The sequence below is a fragment of the Vibrio alginolyticus NBRC 15630 = ATCC 17749 genome (assembly GCF_000354175.2).
GTDB lineage: Bacteria > Pseudomonadota > Gammaproteobacteria > Enterobacterales > Vibrionaceae > Vibrio > Vibrio alginolyticus.
In genome coordinates, this window is the sequence record NC_022349.1 from 1,089,820 (window position 1) to 1,108,801 (window position 18,982).

The window sequence follows — 18,982 nt, forward strand, 5'->3', positions numbered from 1 at the left end:
TCTAATACTCAATACGTTTTATATCACTGACCACTGAGACAGTGAACGTTTGAAATCAGAGTAGTCAAATTCATTCAGTTTTTGAATGTCACCATTCGAGCGTTCACAGTAGACCGACGGCATACGTAGACCGTTAAACCAGTTCAGTTTCACCATGGTGTAACCGGCACTATCTAGAATATGCAGACGCTGTCCTATCTCTAGAGGCTGTTCGAAGTTCGCCACGCAGAACTGGTCTCCAGCCAAACAAGAGCACGAGCCGATCACATACTCGTGTTCACCATTTTCAGATGCTTCAAGAATTGACGCTGGCTCATTGTAGATCAACGTATCTAAGCGGTGAGCTTCTGTGGCTGAATCGACAATCGCCGTCTTCTTTACGTTCTCAACGATATCAACCACAGTGACCACTAGGTCAGTCGTCTTGGTAATGATCGCTTCGCCCGGTTCTAGGTACATTTGCACGCCGTGTTTTTCAGCAAACGCTTTCAGCGCTAGGCCAAGCTTTTCGATGTCATAACCCGGCCATGTGAAGAACACGCCGCCGCCCATGCTTACCCAGTCCAGCTTATCTAGGTACTCGCCAAACTGAGCTGAAATAGCATCGAGTAAGCCGATAAACGCATCCACGTCTTTGTTCTCACAGTTCATGTGGAACATTACGCCATCAATACCATCAAAAATTTCCGGTTTGATGTGATCAGCCTGAACACCAAGACGAGAGAATTGACGCGCTGGGTTTGCTAAGTCTTGCCCTGCATAGCTCACACCTGGGTTTAGGCGCAAGCCAATCGATGCTTTGCCTTCGACAATATGACGATAAGCCGCTAGCTGTGACTGAGAGTTAAAGATCATCTTGTCACAGATGTCCGCCACATCGCGAACGTCATCTTCGCTGTAACCCACACTGTATGCGTGTGTCTCACCACCGAACGTTTCGTAGCCAAGCTTCACTTCAAACGGGCCAGAACTTGTTGTTCCGTCTAGGTAAGGCTTGATGATGTCGAATACACCCCATGTTGAGAAGCACTTCAGTGCTAATACAAGCTTCACACCAGAGATGTCTTTTAGCTGTTTTGCTTTCTCTAGGTTCTCAATCAGCTTGTCTTCATTGATCATGAAGTATGGCGTTTTTAGTTCGTTTTGTTGCATTTTGATACCTTACGTCCCTTCGCCTTAGCAAAGACACTATAAAATCGAACAAAGCCGACGCAAGTGCATCGGCTTAAACGTACAAATAAGAGTCGCTAAATTCTTACTTCAATTTATGGATAACAGGTTGTCCTGGCTCCAGTTCTTGAACATGCCAATCTAGACCAATAGATGGCATGGTTTCTAGGAATGGGTCTGGATCTAGCTGCTCCATGTTGAACACGCCTTTGTCTGCCCATTTGCCACGGAAGAACTGCAAAGCCGCAGTGATCGCTGGTACGCCAGTGGTGTATGAGATAGCTTGGTGTTCAACATCTTCGTATGCGACTTCGTGATCAGCGTTGTTGTAAATAAATACACTGCGCTCTTTACCATCTTTCTTACCTTGAACCCAAGTACCGATACACGTTAGGCCAGTGTAGCCTGGCGCGAGTGATGTTGGATCTGGTAGTAGTGCTTTTAGCACGTGCAAAGGTTGAACAACCGTACCGTCATGAAGCGTTAGTGGATCTGGGCTGAGTAGACCGATGTCGCGCATCACATTGAAGTAGTTTAGGTAACGGTCACCAAAGCCCATCCAGAATTCGATGCGTTTCGCAGGGATGAACTCTTGCATAGATCGAACTTCGTCGTGCGCCATTGAGTACACTTTGTGTGAACCACAATTCGGGAATTCAAACTCAAGCATACGTGAGTGACAAGGTACTTGTTTCCACTCGCCGTTTTCCCAGTAGAACGAATCGCCTTGAATCTCAAGCATGTTCGTTTCTGGATCAAAGTTAGTTGCGAACTTCTTACCGTGGTCGCCTGCGTTTACATCCATTACGTCGATAGTATCGATTTCATCGAACAGATGTTTCACTGCGTATGCGGCAAACACCGATACTACGCCCGGATCGAAACCAGCACCAAGAATACCTGTAATGCCCGCTTCTTCAAACTTCTCACGGTAACCCCACTGCCAATCGTAAGCTTGAGGTACTTGTTGGCCTTCAGAGCACAAATCAACCGCAACAGATGTATCAAGGTATGACACTTTAGCTTGGTAACATGCTTCCATAATAGACATGTTCACCCAAGGAGGACCTGCGTTGATCACTAAGTCAGGTTGTACTTCTTTAATTAAAGCAACTAAAGAATCTACGTCGTCCGCGTTTACCGCTCGCGCTTCTAATTTCTTAGTTGAATCTTTCAGATTGTTTTTCTTCTGAATCGATTCGATGATTTTCTCACACTTACCTACGGTACGTGATGCGATTGTGATATCACCCAGAACGTCGTTGTTTTGTGCTGCTTTATGTGCAACTACCCAGCCAACGCCGCCTGCACCAATCTGTAGAATTGCCATAGTTTTCCGTTACCTTTGTTAAACTAGCTCTGCCGCTAGCGTATTGATTTTTGAGAGCAAAGATTCAAAGTCCGCCGTCGTCAGACACGGGTTCAAAATCGTAAATTTCAATGCAGTTTTATCGTCGACAATGGTTTCACCCAATACCGCGATACCGCGTGTTAACGCTTCTAAGCGCAACGTTTTGTTCAGTTCATCAAGATCCGCTGATTCATGTGTCGCTCGGAACAGAACCGTAGATAGTGATGGTTCAGCCAACAACTCAAAGTGTTTGTTATCTCGAATCATGTCCGCCACTTCAAGCGTCTGTTCAAGCAAATGATCATACATATCGCCTAGTGCTTTTGGCCCTACGCTTTGCATCGTCATAAACACTTTGAGCGCATCAAAACGCTTAGTTGTCGCAATAGACTTATCCACCAAGTTCGGTAGTTCGTCGTGTTCGCGGTTCAAATAGTCTGCATGGTGAAGCAGGAATTTAAAGTTAGACTTGTCATTTACCAATAGCGCACCACAACTGATGGTTTGGTAAAACAGCTTATGGAAGTCTACGCTGATGGAATGTGCACGCTCACAACCTTTCAGACGCGCTTTTTGGCTACTTAGAATCAGAGCTCCACCGTATGCACCGTCGACGTGCATCCACATGTCATGTTTCGCTGCCATATCGGCGATAAAGTCTAAGTCATCAATAGCACCGTGGTCCGTTGTGCCCGCTGTGCCAACAATGGCAAATGGGATCAAACCTTCTGCTTTGGCCTGATTGAGAACTTCGTCTAATTTAGTGACATCCATCGTTCCATCGGCATTAGCATCGACAGTCATGACCGCTTTTTCACCCAGCCCCATCCAAGACGCTGATTTTTGAACCGTGAAGTGGGATTTTTTTGAACATACAATACGTAGCTTGTCTGCGTATTCAGGAAGGCCAAGCTTTTGAATTGAGTGTGCACTGAGTTTGTCAGCAATCCAGTCACGCGCTAACATCAAGCCCATTTGGTTACTTTGCGTGCCGCCGCTCGTGAAGATACCGTCCGCTTTTTCACCTAACTCATATTTATCGCATAGCCAGTTCACAACTTTCTGTTCAACATAAGTCGCTGATGAAGCTTGATCCCATGAGTCCATAGACTGGTTCAAAGCCGCAATCATTGCCTCTGCCGCAATCGCTGGCATCAAAGGTGGAGTATGCAGGTGAGCAATACAATCTGGATGTTGAGTAAAAATTGCGTTTTTCGCGACCAGCTCAGCAGCATCGTCGATAACGGTTTTAAGAGGCGCATTTCCATTATCAAGATCAACGTCGTGAATCGCTGCTTCCAATGCTTTTGGATCCATACCTGAATACGGTGCAGCCACTTGTTCAAACACTGACTTCATTGCCGTAGTAGTGTGATTCATCACCGAAGCAAATTCATTGCTGCCCATCTCTCCAGTGTGGATGAAATGCTTCTTCCATTCATCTTGTGGCTGAATTTCGATGTGACTACCGCCAGCGGCTAAAATCGCGTCTTCAAATACACGTAAAGCAAAGTCGATTTGCTCAAACGAGATGATAAGAGGAGGAAGGAAACGAATTACTGCGCCTTCGCGTCCACCTTTCTCAACGATCAAGCCACGCTCGAGTGCTGCGCGTTGAATAGAAAGTGTGAGTTCACTATCCGCTTGAGGTTCACCAAATTTATTGAGCTCACCGTTTGGAGTTTTAATCTCCACGCCTAGCATCAAACCTTTGCCACGAACCTCTGCGATACAGTTCACACGCTTTTGAATACTTTCAAGGCCGTAGCGCAAGTACTGACCCGCAATATTGGCATGCTCAACAAGATTATCACGTTGGATAATTTCTAATGCTTTCGCACCAGAGACCATGGCTAACTGGTTACCACGAAATGTACCTGTGTGCTCGCCCGGCTTCCATGTATCATGTTGCTTGTTGATAACCAATAGCGACATTGGTAATCCACCACCAATTGCTTTTGATAAACACAGAATATCTGGAACAATGCCCGACTCTTCGAACGCGAAATTGTAGCCAGTTTTACCAACACCACACTGGATCTCATCGAAGATCAGTAAGATACCGTGTTCATCACAAATACGACGTAACTCTCGTAGCCAGAATGCTGGCGCAGGAACAACACCACCCTCACCTTGCACTGGCTCCACGATAATCGCGGCAGGCTTCATAATGCCTGACTCATCATCGTTTAAAAGACGATCGATATAGCGAATACTTGCTTTCGCACCTTCATCACCGCCAAGCCCAAAAGGACAACGCAGGTTGTATGGGAAAGGCATAAAGTGCACATCCGACATCAAACCAGTTCGACGAGCTTTCGTGCCTAAGTTACCCATCATCCCCATCGTACCATTAGTCATACCATGGTATGCGCCGCGGAAGGCAAACATAGTGTTGCGACCGGTAGTCTGTTTCGCGAGCTTGATAGCAGCTTCAACCGCATCAGCTCCAGACGGGCCACAAAATTGGATAACGCTGTTCTCGCTTAACTCTTGAGGAAGAAAAGACTTAACAGATTGAATAAACGTCGTTTTTGCTGATGTTGCAATATCTAGCGTCTGATATGGCAGTCCTGAATCTAATTGCTCTTTCAGAGCTTGGTTTATTTCAGGATGGTTATACCCCAAAGCTAGAGTGCCTGCCCCAGCAAGGCAGTCTAGAAAGATCTGTCCACGCGTATCTTCAACCAAGCACCCAAAGGCTTGTTTAATTGCGATCGGCAAACGACGTGGATAAGAACGTACTTCAGATTCATGCTCAGCCTGATCAATCAATACTTGATCTGGCGTTAAGTCATACGTTCCCTCAACGATAGGAACCTGAGACGAAAAAATGTTTGCGATATTGCTATCGACTTCAAAGGCAGTGCTCATACTACATAATCCCTTGAATTATAATAATTCTGTATCCTGTATTAATAATCATTAGAATGAAATTACAGGAGGTGTGAATACCCCTCCGCATTTGTCAGTGCATAAATGACAAATACAGATCATCCGCCACGATACTCGCGACTTTATATGTAAAAGGGATTAATCAAGGTTCTGTAATGCACCCGTTTTGTAAAACAGGACATTTCGGCAGTATGAAGCTGATTAGTGTGTGTTTATTCAAAGGTTTCAATGTTGGGTTTCCCATTAATATGCCGCGTTTACAGCATTAGTATCCCGTCTATCGACAAAAGGCTTTGCCGATACCTACCCTACGCAGTGTCACAATCAGCTTGAATGGTCACTACGCGTATCCCCCAGAGATCAAACGTTGTTAATTACGCTCCGAGATTGCGCGCGAATTTATCACAAAATAAAATCTTCTGGCAACGATTTTTCATATTAGTAACAGTGATGTAAATCACAACAAAACATACCCCATCGTAACTCGCATGTTCATATTCATGAGCTATGCTTTTCTGCTTCTCTCAAACAGCTGTTATTTAAACAAATATTCTTGAGATATCATCACCTCATCCAACAGAGGTTTAAGGTTGTGCTGCTTAATCGTAAAACATTCCTTTCAATATCCGGAACATTTAAAAAGATAGCATTCTCGTCACAGCTTTGCCTGGAGCAAGAGTGGTTATTCTCCACAAGTGATGGTTTAAACATAGACTAGTAGGAATGGCTAAGATGCTTTGCAATGGCAGAATGAACAATCACTTGAGTCAATTAGACAAAGGGTTCGTTACTTAACGAAGTCTGTGACAGAAAAGAAGTTTGAGATTTTCAAAAAATACGAAAAAGGCCTAACATTTTCATGTTAGGCCTTAAATCTGGAGCGACACACGAGGTTCGAACTCGTGACCTCAACCTTGGCAAGGTTGCGCTCTACCAACTGAGCTAGTGTCGCATTTAATATGAGATGGTGCCCCGGGCCGGACTTGAACCGGCACAACGCGAACGTCGAGGGATTTTAAATCCCTTGTGTCTACCAATTCCACCACCAGGGCACACAAATATTCTTTGTGATGCCTTTACAGAAAAGTAAAACACCATCTGATACCGCTAAATGCCATATCAATAAAATTTGGAGCGACACACGAGGTTCGAACTCGTGACCTCAACCTTGGCAAGGTTGCGCTCTACCAACTGAGCTAGTGTCGCATTTTTCTCGAAAGCCATTCGCTCTCAAAAGAATAATGGAGGCGCCTCCCGGAGTCGAACCGAGGTCCACGGATTTGCAATCCGCTGCATAGCCACTCTGCCAAGGCGCCTCATTTGTGAATAAAGCTAAGCTTTTTCACCACCCTTTCGAGCCGTGCTCTCTTGGGTACGGGATGCATTCTACGGATTCGAGCGATCGAGTCAACACTATTTTTATTTTTTTAAATCGTTTGACTAGAATTTGTGCGAAAGACGATGGATTGCTTAGTTTTAATACTAAAAATCGCTTAAATACACTTGTTTATCATAAAACTTTGGCTACGCCTTACACTGCTGGCCGTGCGTTGCGTGCATTGAAGTATTAATAATCAGAAGACTCGCCTCTCTAAGACTCTCCAAGGACAAAAACAAGACTTAGATCACAAATATAACTCTATCGAAGCAAAAGCCCCAGATACAAATTGCAAACATGGCCGTTAGCAAGCATTGAAAAGCGAGAGAAGCCAAAAAATGCTGTAGATTGCCTTAGATACAAAAAAGCAGGCTATTAAGCCTGCTTTCTAACATCAGAATTTAATGGTGCTCTTCATTCAACAGATCGTCTTTCGCAGCAGCCAAATATTGAATCATTGACCAATATGTCAAGAAAGTTGCCACATACAAGGCCGCAAAGCCTAGCCAAACCATCCATTCATCGTAACGCCATATCAACACCCATAAGGCGAACATTTGCGAAACAGTTTTTACTTTGCCAACCCAAGATACCGCAACACTTGCTCGCTTACCGATTTCAGCCATCCATTCTCGCAATGCTGAGATAATGATTTCTCGCGCAATCATCGTTACCGCAGGAATGGTCACCCAAATTGAATGATAATGTTCCGTGATTAGAATCAATGCCGTTGCCACTAGCACTTTATCAGCGACAGGATCAATAAACGCGCCAAAACGAGAAGTTTGGCCAAGTTTACGGGCCAACATGCCGTCAAGCCAGTCAGTAAAACCCGCTACCCAAAACACCATTGCTGCTGCAAACGGTGCCCATGAATAAGGTAGATAAAAGACAACCACAAAAACAGGGATTAGGAACAGTCTAAGAAGAGACAGAATGTTCGGGATATTCAAACGCATTTTATTATTCTCTTACACATTGCGGCTTAATGTTGCGCGATTTTCCTTATTGTTTCAATGCTTGGAAAATAATTTCTGCTAAAGAGTGACTTATTCCCGGTACTTTGGCGATTTCTTCGACACTTGCACGTTTAAGTTCTTGTAACCCACCCATGTACTTGAGTAACGCCTGACGTCGTTTAGGGCCGATTCCCTCAATCCCTTCGAGTGCACTCGTACGTCTGGTTTTACCTCGCTTAGCACGGTGCCCCGCTATAGCATGGTTATGGCTTTCATCACGAATATGTTGAATAAGATGCAGCGCAGGAGCATCGCTTGGTAAATGAAACTCGTCCCCATCGACTGTAATCAGCGTTTCTAAACCTGGTTTGCGAGTAACGCCTTTTGCAATACCAATCATGATAGGACGCTTTGGCCAATCCCCCCAGTACTGCGAAATGATGTCATGCGCACGATTTAACTGACCTTTACCGCCATCGATAAAGATGATGTCGGGAATTTTCTCTACGTCCAATTGCTTCGAATAACGGCGCTCCAACGCTTGTCCCATTGCTGCGTAATCATCACCACCGGTAATCCCAGTAATGTTGTAGCGACGATACTCTTGCTTTACGGGGCCTTCGTTGTTGAACACAACACATGACGCAATCGTGCTTTCCCCCATCGTATGAGAGATATCAAAACATTCCATTCGAGCTATAGACTCCAAATTCAATGTTTCGCGAAGCGCATGAAAACGTTGATTAATCGTCATTTTGTGATTGATTTTGGTGGTAATCGCCGTTAGTGCATTCGTGTTCGAAAGCTTGAGATACCTTGCTCGAGAGCCAGTTGGCGACGTATGAAAATGAACCTTACGGCCTGCCACTTCACTTAACGCTTTCTGTATTGGCGCAATATCTTCTGCCAACTCTTGATTCAAAATAATACGAGAAGGAATTGTACGTGCTTCGTTATGGCTCAAATAGTATTGAGTCAGAAAACTATCGAACACTTCCTGCTGGCTTGTATTTTGTGGGATTTTCGGAAAATGGCTACGGCTACCAAGCACTTTGCCTTGGCGTATCATCAGGATATGGATACACGCGATACCATTCTCCTGAGCAAACCCGAGTACATCCATATCATCCATGCTGTCTTCTGAGACGTACTGCTGCTCTTGAACACGCCTAATCGCTTGGATTTGATCGCGAAATTTAGCGGCATCTTCAAAGCGCAATTGCTGACTGGCAACTTCCATTTTCTCGATCAGTTGTTTGAGTACTTGCTGATCTTTGCCTTGCAAAAACATTCGCACAAAGCCAACCAACTCTGCATATTCTTCATCAGAAATGATGGTATTAACGCATGGTCCTGCACAACGACCAATTTGGTACATCAAACATGGGCGCGTTCGGTTGGAATAGACAGTGTCTTCACACTGGCGCACAGGAAATATCTTTTGCAGCAAATGCAATGTTTCTCTTACTGCACCAGAATCTGGGTAGGGGCCAAAATATTCACCTTTGCGCTTCTTGGCGCCACGGTGGATAGAAAGCCGTGGGTGCTTATGACCGCTAATAAAGATGTAAGGGTAAGACTTATCATCTCGCAGCAACACATTGTATTTCGGTAAATACTGCTTGATGTAGTTATGCTCTAAGATCAACGCTTCTGTCTCAGTGTGAGTCACCGTGACGTCTATTTTGGCGATATTACTGACAAGCGCGCGAGTTTTCTCACTGTCTACTTTTTTTCGAAAGTAGCTTGAAAGGCGCTTTTTAAGGTCTTTGGCTTTACCTACGTAGATTACAACAGCTTCGGCGTTGTACATTCTGTAAACGCCGGGCTGATGAGTTACTGTCTTGAGAAAGGAAGCCGAATCGAAAGGAGGATTCACGCTAAAGGGTCTCGGTGTCCAGCATTCCGTGGCGAATCGCTAAGTGAGTTAACTCAACGTCACCATTAATGTCCAATTTACTAAAGAGTCGGTAGCGATAGCTGTTGACTGTCTTTGGACTTAAATTAAGTTGCTCAGAAATATCCGTTACCTTTTGGCCTTTGGTGATCATAAGCATGATCTGCAATTCACGTTCGGATAAGTCTTTAAAAGGGTTCTCAGAGGCTGGAGAAAATTGACTCAATGCCATCTGCTGCGCAATCTCTGGCGAGATGTAACGCTGCCCACTATTAACTACACGAATCGCATTCACCATTTCGTCAGGGCCAGCACCTTTGGTTAAATAACCAGACGCACCTGCCTGCATCACCTTGGTTGGAAACGGGTTTTCTGTATGAACGGTAAGTACGATGATTTTCACATCAGGATTCACGCGAAGAATTTTTTTAGTGGCTTCCAAGCCGCCAATTCCTGGCATGTTCATGTCCATTAAAACGACGTCAGCATGATTACTGCGACACCATTTTACTGCATCTTCACCGCTGTCAGCTTCTCCTGCTACGTTCATTCCACGGACGTCTTCAATAATACGTCGTATCCCTGTGCGAACCAGCTCGTGATCATCTACAAGGAAAACATTTATCAAACTTGTATCTCCACACTTTGTATTGGTTCTGCACCCACATAACCATTATTTGTTAAATGTGGATATCAGTATGACTGCCTATATACTAACGTAATCGACAAAAAATTGCTTTCTATGAATATGTGCTGAAACGCAAACTTTAGCAAGAACTTATTCATAAACCACTCTATTATTTTAGAGCGTGATGAGCAGAACCGAAATCTAAGAAAAGACAATTAACAACATTAAGTACAATAAATCAAGTAACTAGGTTTCATATTGCCCAGAGAAACACGCTATAACTTAAAATGACACTGTCCCTCTTGCACCAAAGACTAACTTGTAATCACTAATTCCAGCAAAAATTTGAGACGCTTTCTTTACTGGTTATTTTTACAGTTCTTAGTGTTAAACTAACGTTCTTCAAGTTTTCTAAGGTTTCTCACATTTGAATATTCAACAAGGCTTCCTGCTAACTCGACAGGCACGAGACATCAAAGGTCAAACTCAAATCGAGCTGTGGCTTTCGACAGAAGCAGGTCCTACTCAGTTACTTATTAATGGTGAGAAGCCAGTATTTTTCATCGCTCAGAAACACTCAGAGCAAGCAAAGACACTCGCACGAGAAAAAAACATATTCGTCGACATCCGCCTTTTGGATCTCAAAACGTTTGAACATACTCCTCTTGCTGCCTGCTATACCAATGTAACCAGAGACGCTCTCGCACTCAAAGACACATTCGCTCAAAAAGATATCACTACGTATGAAAGTGATATTCGCCTCGCCGATCGCTACCTAATGGAGCGTTTTATCAAAGGCAGTATCGAGTTTACAGGCAATGTGACTCGCACCAATGGCTACCAACGCGTCCAGAGCGCAAAATGCCGTGCGGGGCAATATGAGCCGAAGTTAAACGTTGTCTCGTTAGATCTAGAATGCTCTGAGAAAGGCATTCTTTACTCAATCGGATTAGACAGCATCATGGATTCCCGCGTTATCATGATCGGAGAACCAGAACCTTCGGAGACACCGATACAATGGGTTAAGGATGAAAAAGCGCTTCTAGAAGCACTCATCGTTTGGTTTAAACAATTCGACCCCGATGTCATTGTCGGTTGGAACGTCATTGATTTTGACTTTCGTCTGCTACACAAACGAGCAGAATGGCACAACATGAAGCTAATGCTTGGTAGAGCAGACCAAGCCAGCTTTTTCAGAAGTTCATCTCAAAGCCAACAAGGGTTTATTTCCATTCCAGGGCGAGTTGTAATGGACGGTATCGATACGTTAAAAACGGCGACTTATCACTTTCGGTCTTGGTCATTAGAGTCTGTATCTCAAGAACTCTTAGGGGAAGGGAAAGAAATCCACAACGTTCATGACCGCATGGATGAGATCAATCGTATGTACCGCTCCGACAAACCATCGCTGGCTAAATATAATTTACAAGACTGCGTGTTAGTGAATAAGATTTTCAATCACACTCACCTGCTCGACTTTGCAATAGAGCGCTCTCGTCTCACTGGTGTCGAACTGGATCGTGTCGGCGGTTCGGTTGCAGCATTCACAAACCTATACATGCCTCAGATACACCGAGCAGGCTACGTTGCTCCGAACCTACACCCTGAAAATTGGATTGCCAGCCCCGGCGGTTACGTGATGGACTCCATCCCTAACCTATATGATTCTGTTTTAGTATTGGATTTTAAGAGTCTATATCCATCGATTATTCGCTCTTTCTTGATTGATCCTATGGGTTTAGTTGAGGGGTTATTGCTCGATATTGGAAAAGAAGAAAATCAGGCTGTACCTGGCTTTCGCGGTGGGCAGTTCCATCGTACGAAACACTTTTTACCAGAAATGATTGAAAAGCTTTGGGCAGCACGTGATGTGGCAAAGAAGAACAATGAAAAAGCTTTTTCTCAGGCAATCAAAATCATCATGAACTCCTTTTATGGCGTACTGGGCTCATCGGGATGTCGTTTCTTTGATACTCGGTTAGCTTCTAGTATTACCATGCGCGGACATGAAATCATGAAGCAAACTAAGGTGCTGATTGAGGAGCAAGGATATCAAGTGATTTACGGCGATACGGATTCCACATTCGTGTCGTTGAATCGACCATACAGTCAAGTAGAAGCTGACGCTGTTGGAAATCAATTAGTTGATTACATCAACTCTTGGTGGCAAGAACACCTGCGTTCTGAGTACAACCTAACATCTATGTTGGAAATCGAGTATGAAACCCATTATCGCAGATTCCTTATGCCAACGATTCGTGGCGCAGAAACTGGCTCGAAAAAGCGCTATGCGGGTTTAATCGGTGAAGGAGAGCAAGAACGGATTGTATTTAAAGGGTTAGAAAGTGCCCGTACTGACTGGACCTCGTTAGCACAGAAATTTCAAAATACACTCTATAGCATGATTTTCCATGGTGAAGATCCAAGCGACTATGTCCGAGAGATGGTTGAGAAAACTAACAACGGTGAATTTGATGAACAGTTGGTGTATCAAAAGCGACTGCGAAGAAAACTGCATGAGTATCAGAAGAACGTCCCGCCACAAGTGCGTGCAGCTCGTTTAGCCGATGAGATAAATGCCAAGCTTGGCCGCCCATTACAGTATCAAAACAAAGGACGAATTGAATACATTATTACCGTGAACGGTCCTGAACCTTATGAGTACCTCAATAGCCCGATTGATTATCAACATTACATTGATAAACAACTCAAACCCGTTGCAGATGCGATTCTCCCTTTCATTGGGACGGATTTTGACAGGCTTTCAGCGCCACAAATGGGGTTGTTTTAGCCGATACGAAACTCTGTTTTCTGGTACTGTTTTGCTAACCAATCACCAAACGCATCAATTAGCCCGATAACAGAACGCTTGGGAATACCCCGGCCAGAAAGTAAAATTTCTAGCCGCTCGATCTCAAGCTGCTTTTCAGGATGATAAGTTAAGAATACCTTGCCACACTCTACGGGGTCATCAAACCAACGTTTATCTCGATACATCACCAAAGAGTATGACGCTCTTAGTAACTTTTTAGCAATCACGCGCTGGGCGGCCACCTGCTCTTCTATCGTCTTCGCTTGTACGATTTTTTTGCGATAAGCCGTAATCCAATCTTCCACATCCATATTCCAGTGCTTAGCAATTTCCCAACTTGGGACGTAATCACCAAAACAGTCTGCTAGATCATCACCATAAACACAGACACAGCAATGCTTAAGCATAAAGCCCCAAGTGAAAATACTATCTAAATTAGCTACTTCGCTCACTAAGGCTGTACGGACCGATACACCATTAACGTGAGGGTAACTCTGCTGCGCACGCCACTTAATTGTGTTGAGCAAAGTCGCGCGATTGTGCTCAAAGGATGATTGAGTAACGACAACCAGGTCTAAGTTCGACTTCCCTGCGATCGCTGTTTTACGAGCAACACTACCGTATACATAAACGCTGTGTAAGTTTTGCCCCAGTCCACCTTTGAGACAAGCGGTGACTTCCCTAATTAAAGGCGCAAACTCTGGTTGAAATGGTTGTTTAGGATCGATAACAGGCAGAGACATGACTTAAAACGTGTTCTCAGATGGTTCAAGAAGTTGGGCTATATGTTCTCTTAGCCGACTCACTGAATCAAGTCCATTCAGGTGTTTAGTCATGGGAGTAACAACAAATTTCTGCAATGAATTTTAATGCTAGGCGGCTAACTTAGCGCTATAATCACCGAGTTTTGCTTAATAAGTATGAATAGGAATATACAATGCCAAAGGCAAGTGAAATCAAAAAAGGCTTCGCAATCGAGTCTAATGGTAAAACTCTTCTAGTTAAAGACATCGAAGTAACGACTCCAGGCGGTCGTGGCGGCGCTAAAATCTACAAAATGCGTTGTACAGATCTAAACACGGGCGCACGTGTAGATGAGCGTTACAAGTCTGATGACGTTGTTGAAACGGTAGAAATGAACAAACGTGCAGTTGTGTACTCATACGCTGACGGCGATGAGCACATCTTCATGGATAACGAAGACTACTCACAATACACATTCAAGCACAATGAAGTTGAAGACGACATGCTGTTCATCAACGAAGATACACAAGGTATCCACATTATCCTTGTTAACGGTGCTGCAGTGGGTATTGAACTACCATCTTCTGTTGAGCTAGTGATTGAAGAAACTGACCCTTCAATCAAAGGTGCTTCTGCATCTGCTCGCACTAAGCCAGCACGCTTCGCTTCAGGTCTTGTCATCCAGGTTCCTGAGTACATTGCAACTGGTGACCGTGTTATCATTAACACAGCTGAACGTAAATACATGAGCCGAGCATAAGCATGTCTGATTTGATTTCTTACGACGACGTCATCGACGCAGCGTACGACATTTTCCTTGAGATGGCTCCAGATAACCTAGAGCCTGCTGACGTGATTCTGTTTACTGCGCAATTTGAAGATCGTGGTGCCGCAGAACTTGTTGAAACCGGTGATGACTGGGTTGAACATGTTGGCTTCGAGATCGACAAAGAAGTATATGCAGAGGTTCGTATCGGCCTAGTAAATGAGGAAAATGACGTTCTTGATGACGTATTTGCTCGTATGCTAATCAGCCGAGACCCTGAACATAAGTTCTGCCATATGCTTTGGAAACGCGATTAACGTTTCTTCATCATGAACAAAGATACCAGCCTAGTGCTGGTATTTTTTTATCTGTTATTTTCGTCTAGCTGAGATATTTGTTTATACAAAGCACCCTGCTCTATATAGGCTTTAGACCCTTTTGTTATGTAACAGATAAGAAAAAGGCTTGCCGAATTGGCAAGCCTTTCTGATGTTTTGCTATCGATTAACGATGCTTGTTGCGTGCGCCTTGGTCACCAGCAGTCTTCTTCGGCTTACGACGAGAAGGGTTGTTGCTGCGACCTTTTGGCGTGTTAACACGCTCTTCATGGCGCTTAACTGCGCGACGAATTTTTTGGCTGCGTGCACGCTCACGTTTGCGTGACGTGTTGTCTTTGTTCAGATCAAGCATGGTTTCTTTCTCTGGACGAAGCTCTACAAGCTCACGCAAGTAGTTTACTTCTTTCAGGTCAAGCTCCATCCAACCGCCACGAGGCAGTTTCTTGTCTAAGAAGATGTCGCCGTAACGAACACGTTTCAGACGGCTAACGGTACACTCTTGCGATTCCCATAGTCGACGAACTTCGCGGTTACGACCTTCGTTGATAACAACGTAAAACGTGTGGTTCATGCCTTCACCACCCGCGTAAACAACATCTTCAAAGCGAGCTAAACCGTCTTCCAGTTCAACACCTTTTACTAGATTACGAACTTTCTGTTCAGTTACTTCACCGAACACACGTACTAGGTATTCACGTTCAACTTGGCGGCTTGGGTGCATTAAGCGGTTCGCCAGTTCACCATCCGTTGTGAAAAGTAGAAGACCAGAAGTGTTCGCATCCAGACGACCAACTGAAATCCAACGAGAGCCACGAATTTTTGGCAGACGATCAAAAACAGTACGACGACCTTCTGGATCGTGACGAGTACACAGTTCACCCTCAGGTTTGTAGTACGCAAGTACACGACAAATCACTTCTTCTTGAATCTTTGCAGAGACAATGTGACCATCGATACGAACTACGCTGCTCTCGTCTTCAAGTCTTTCACCAAGCTTAGCGACTACACCGTTCACGCTAACGCGACCAGATTTAATTAACGATTCAATCTCACGACGAGAACCGTGACCAGCACGTGCTAATACTTTTTGTAACTTTTCGCTCATTTATCTACCTATGTGTCGTCTTCACAGACGTCTAGACCAGGATTGGTCTGCATTTTGCTATTTACCCATTTCAGTGGGATTTTTCGGTCGGACATTATACGTAACTTTCTTAGTTAATGTAAGCTAAATCGGCGCCATTCTCCACACCAAAATTCACTTCAAAAATGACCGAAATATTTGTCCTATTCTGCAACTTTTTTACTACTTAATGCAGGCATTGCTCAACGAGAATCCCACTAATATCGGTCTTCCTGAACCACTTTAACCACGCGGTACCTGATAAAATTGTCAGGGTTACAACAATAACCACTTGGGGTGTGTTTACTGTTCGTATTGCTAGAAAGCAACGAAGAATAAGCCGTCCCTGTTTGCTGCTAAGTAATACCAATCATCGCAGACAATGAGCGCTCATAGCAAAACAAGGTCGTGGGTAACAAGACAAAAATTGTCTTTAAGTCATTAGTTCACATCAAAAATAACACTAATGCTATCGTGTACTCTGACTCACTAGGTTCGCTCTGCACTCTCGGCGATTGGCATAAATCAGACAAAAAGGAATAGAACAATGTCTATGCTAAATCTCGACCTAAATTGGATTTTTGGGACATCTCAAGATGACGATATGACAGGCACAAAAGGCTCTGAAACAACCGATATTTTCTTCGGCTTCTGTGGTGATGATAAGTTTGTAGGATACGGAGGTAATGATATTGTCTTCGGTGGCTTGGGAGACGATACCTTGCTTGGTGGCCGAGGTAACGACTTTGTTTCTGGCGGCTTTGGAAACGACTTCCTATCCGGCGGATTAGGAAACGACAAACTCTTTGGTGGCTGTGGCGACGACACAATTTTTGATTATTCAGGCAACAACTACTTGAGTGGTGGCTGGGGTAACGACACGCTCGTTGTTGGTGATGGTGAATCAGTACTGAGCGGTGGCTGTGGAGACGACACCTTCGTGCTTACAAACCGCCTGGCTATTGGTGTACCTGATCAGCCAGTATCTTCCAACGATATTGATGTCAAAGCCGACATTGTCGATTTTAATATTTTCCATGACAAACTTGTCTTTGATATGGGCCGAGACACTGATAACGATGGCATTCGAGATACGTTCTTGGATTCAGCGGATGATCTGACTTTATCTTACAATGAGTGTGGCTGGGCAGTATTCTCAAGTGATGAATACAATGTTGAAGTGACACTAAACGGTGTGAGCTCTGCATACATCAACTATGCAGAACAAAATGGTATCGACATTTTCGATTTCGCTTAACCTCAATCAGTTAAGTTCAATGAGATATTCGATATGACAACTAAAATAGGAGGCGCGATGCCTCCTATTTTGTTTGGCGGTGGTGTGCGTCTACTATTCGAATGGTGCAGGGTCACCTGATCCCAAACGAACTACAACAGGTTCACCTTCGCTAAAGTCAATTACAGTCGTAGGTTGTTCACCTAGGTAACCGCCATTAAGAATCACATCAACCGCATGTTCTAGTTTATCGCGAATATCCTCTGGATCAGATTCTGTTACGTCACTGCCAGGTAGAATCAACGACGTAGACATCATCGGCTCACCTAATGCTTCCAACAAGTCCAAGGCAATTTGATTGTCTGGGACACGGATACCGATGGTCTTACGTTTTGCATTCATCAAACGACGCGGCACCTCTTTTGTGCCTTTGAAGATGAAGGTGTAAGGACCTGGTGTGTTATTTTTCAGCAGTCGGAATGCAGAGTTATCCACTCGCGCATAGAGAGAAAGCTCCGACAAATCACGACACAGTAAAGTAAAGTTATGCTTATCATCCAGACGACGAATCTGACAGATTCGTTCCAGTGCCTGTTTGTTCTCCAACTGACAGCCAAGTGCATACCCTGAATCAGTAGGGTAAACCACAACGCCGCCGTTACGAATGATTGCTACTGCTTGATTAATCAAGCGAGCCTGTGGGTTTTCTGGGTGAACGTAAAAAAACTGGCTCATTGTAATTCCTCATTATCGAGCCTCTCGGCTCTATATTTTTATGGGTTCTCGACTTCGTATTACTGAGTATTATTCAACGAAGGATCTATTCCCCAATCTTTCCAAACTGGTTCGACGCCAGCAGGCAACCATAGGTTCCTTCCTAGCTCCATCCACGGTGATGGGTAGTGAAAATCACTGCCTTGAGAGGCTAATAGTTTGTATTGTATAGCATAATCAGCCAAGTTGCGCCTTTCTTGTTGCGCTTGCTGTGGCTGTGCAACTTCCATCGCATCACCACCTGCTTCGACAAACGCTGCTAGAAGACGCTTAATCCACTTCGCTGTCAACTTATATCTGCCAGGATGCGCTAATACCGCCATTCCACCAGCCGCATGGATAGCATCAACCGCATCCTTCATCGAACACCAATTCGGTGGTACATAACCTGGGTTATTACGCGTTAGGTATTTTTTAAACACCATTTGCATGGTTTTTGCGTAACCATTATCTACCAACCATTTCGCGAAATGCGCTCTTGTCACTGGAGCATCACCGGCGATTTGCCTTACCTCTTCAAGCACACCTACTCGAGTTGCTTTTTGTAGTCGCTCTGCAATTAACTCAGATCGTGTTATGCGATGCTGCTTCTGCTGTTCTATGAGGGCAGATAATTGTTCATTTTCCGGATCAATATTCAGGCCGACAATATGAATGTCTTTGTTTTGCCAGACGGTCGATATCTCAATGCCATTGATGATTTTTATCGGCAAATTATTATCTTGAACGTATTGCTTAGCTAACGCCAAACCGTCAACCGTATCGTGATCAGTGATCGCCAAAACCTCGATATCAAAACTCAGCGCCCTTTCCACTAAATCTTTAGGTTCTAACCGACCGTCCGATGCAGTGGTGTGACTATGTAAATCAATTCTCATATTTTTATCGTTTTAATGCCGTTTTGGGGTTG

At 44.3% G+C, this 18,982-nt stretch carries 14 protein-coding genes and 4 tRNA genes; 4 read left to right on the plus strand and 14 right to left on the minus strand.

The genetic code is table 11. The features are described from left to right. Positions 1-18: 18 nt before the first annotated feature. The 10 genes from nspC to uvrY all read right to left on the minus strand — a co-directional run bounded on the left by nspC (position 19) and on the right by uvrY (position 10,278). On the minus strand, positions 19-1,152 hold the full coding sequence (gene nspC / locus N646_RS04850; RefSeq protein ID WP_017820473.1) for a carboxynorspermidine decarboxylase: 1,134 nt from the start codon (positions 1,150-1,152) through the stop codon (positions 19-21). Between the two features lie 103 nt (positions 1,153-1,255). Next, the gene (locus N646_RS04855) at positions 1,256-2,500 is read right to left on the minus strand and encodes a carboxynorspermidine synthase (protein WP_012841628.1); all 1,245 of its coding nucleotides are present in this window, start codon (positions 2,498-2,500) and stop codon (positions 1,256-1,258) included. Positions 2,501-2,518: 18 nt separating this feature from the next. After that, positions 2,519-5,395, minus strand: a complete 2,877-nt coding sequence (locus tag N646_RS04860; protein WP_017820474.1) for a pyridoxal phosphate-dependent class III aminotransferase — start codon at positions 5,393-5,395, stop codon at positions 2,519-2,521. Positions 5,396-6,292: 897 nt separating this feature from the next. Beyond that, positions 6,293-6,368: transfer RNA gene (locus N646_RS04865), tRNA-Gly, on the minus strand. A gap of 13 nt (positions 6,369-6,381) precedes the next feature. Continuing rightward, positions 6,382-6,468: transfer RNA gene (locus tag N646_RS04870), tRNA-Leu, on the minus strand. Between the two features lie 78 nt (positions 6,469-6,546). Beyond that, positions 6,547-6,622 (minus strand) — tRNA-Gly (locus N646_RS04875). Positions 6,623-6,658: 36 nt separating this feature from the next. Further along, positions 6,659-6,732: transfer RNA gene (locus N646_RS04880), tRNA-Cys, on the minus strand. Positions 6,733-7,195: 463 nt separating this feature from the next. Further along, positions 7,196-7,753: a CDP-diacylglycerol--glycerol-3-phosphate 3-phosphatidyltransferase gene (gene pgsA / locus N646_RS04885; RefSeq protein ID WP_005394805.1), complete on the minus strand. Its 558-nt coding sequence runs from the start codon at positions 7,751-7,753 to the stop codon at positions 7,196-7,198. Between the two features lie 46 nt (positions 7,754-7,799). Next, a complete protein-coding gene (gene uvrC / locus N646_RS04890) occupies positions 7,800-9,632 on the minus strand; it encodes an excinuclease ABC subunit UvrC (protein ID WP_017820475.1) in 1,833 nt (610 codons plus the stop codon). Between the two features lies 1 nt (position 9,633). Continuing rightward, positions 9,634-10,278 (minus strand): UvrY/SirA/GacA family response regulator transcription factor, encoded by a 645-nt coding sequence (gene uvrY / locus N646_RS04895; RefSeq protein ID WP_005386783.1) that lies wholly within the window; start codon positions 10,276-10,278, stop codon positions 9,634-9,636. Between the two features lie 427 nt (positions 10,279-10,705). Between uvrY and N646_RS04900 the strand changes: the two genes are divergently transcribed. Next, entirely contained in the window at positions 10,706-13,069 is a 2,364-nt protein-coding gene (locus N646_RS04900; RefSeq protein WP_017820476.1) for a DNA polymerase II, read from the plus strand. On the opposite strand, the gene N646_RS04905 is transcribed toward N646_RS04900, so the two are convergent. Beyond that, positions 13,066-13,833 (minus strand): nucleotidyltransferase family protein, encoded by a 768-nt coding sequence (locus N646_RS04905; RefSeq protein WP_017820477.1) that lies wholly within the window; start codon positions 13,831-13,833, stop codon positions 13,066-13,068. The genes N646_RS04900 and N646_RS04905 overlap by 4 nt on opposite strands. A 194-nt stretch (positions 13,834-14,027) precedes the next feature. On the opposite strand from N646_RS04905, the gene efpL reads away from it, so the two are divergent. Further along, a complete protein-coding gene (efpL, locus tag N646_RS04910) occupies positions 14,028-14,594 on the plus strand; it encodes an elongation factor P-like protein EfpL (RefSeq protein WP_005376801.1) in 567 nt (188 codons plus the stop codon). Positions 14,595-14,596: 2 nt separating this feature from the next. Continuing rightward, positions 14,597-14,917: an HI1450 family dsDNA-mimic protein gene (locus N646_RS04915; protein ID WP_005376800.1), complete on the plus strand. Its 321-nt coding sequence runs from the start codon at positions 14,597-14,599 to the stop codon at positions 14,915-14,917. A 187-nt stretch (positions 14,918-15,104) separates the two neighbouring features. On the opposite strand, the gene rluB is transcribed toward N646_RS04915, so the two are convergent. After that, positions 15,105-16,043: a 23S rRNA pseudouridine(2605) synthase RluB gene (gene rluB / locus N646_RS04920; RefSeq protein WP_005376798.1), complete on the minus strand. Its 939-nt coding sequence runs from the start codon at positions 16,041-16,043 to the stop codon at positions 15,105-15,107. Between the two features lie 565 nt (positions 16,044-16,608). On the opposite strand from rluB, the gene N646_RS04925 reads away from it, so the two are divergent. Beyond that, positions 16,609-17,319 carry a calcium-binding protein gene (locus N646_RS04925; protein ID WP_017820478.1) on the plus strand — a complete coding sequence of 237 codons (711 nt, stop codon included), beginning with the start codon at positions 16,609-16,611 and terminating at the stop codon, positions 17,317-17,319. 93 nt (positions 17,320-17,412) lie between these two features. On the opposite strand, the gene N646_RS04930 is transcribed toward N646_RS04925, so the two are convergent. Together N646_RS04930 and rnm are read right to left on the minus strand one after the other, a co-directional pair. Then, complete coding sequence (locus N646_RS04930; RefSeq protein WP_005376791.1) at positions 17,413-18,033, minus strand: L-threonylcarbamoyladenylate synthase; 621 nt, start codon at positions 18,031-18,033, stop codon at positions 17,413-17,415. Between the two features lie 59 nt (positions 18,034-18,092). After that, entirely contained in the window at positions 18,093-18,950 is an 858-nt protein-coding gene (gene rnm / locus N646_RS04935; RefSeq protein WP_005386777.1) for an RNase RNM, read from the minus strand. Between the last annotated feature and the right edge of the window lie 32 nt (positions 18,951-18,982).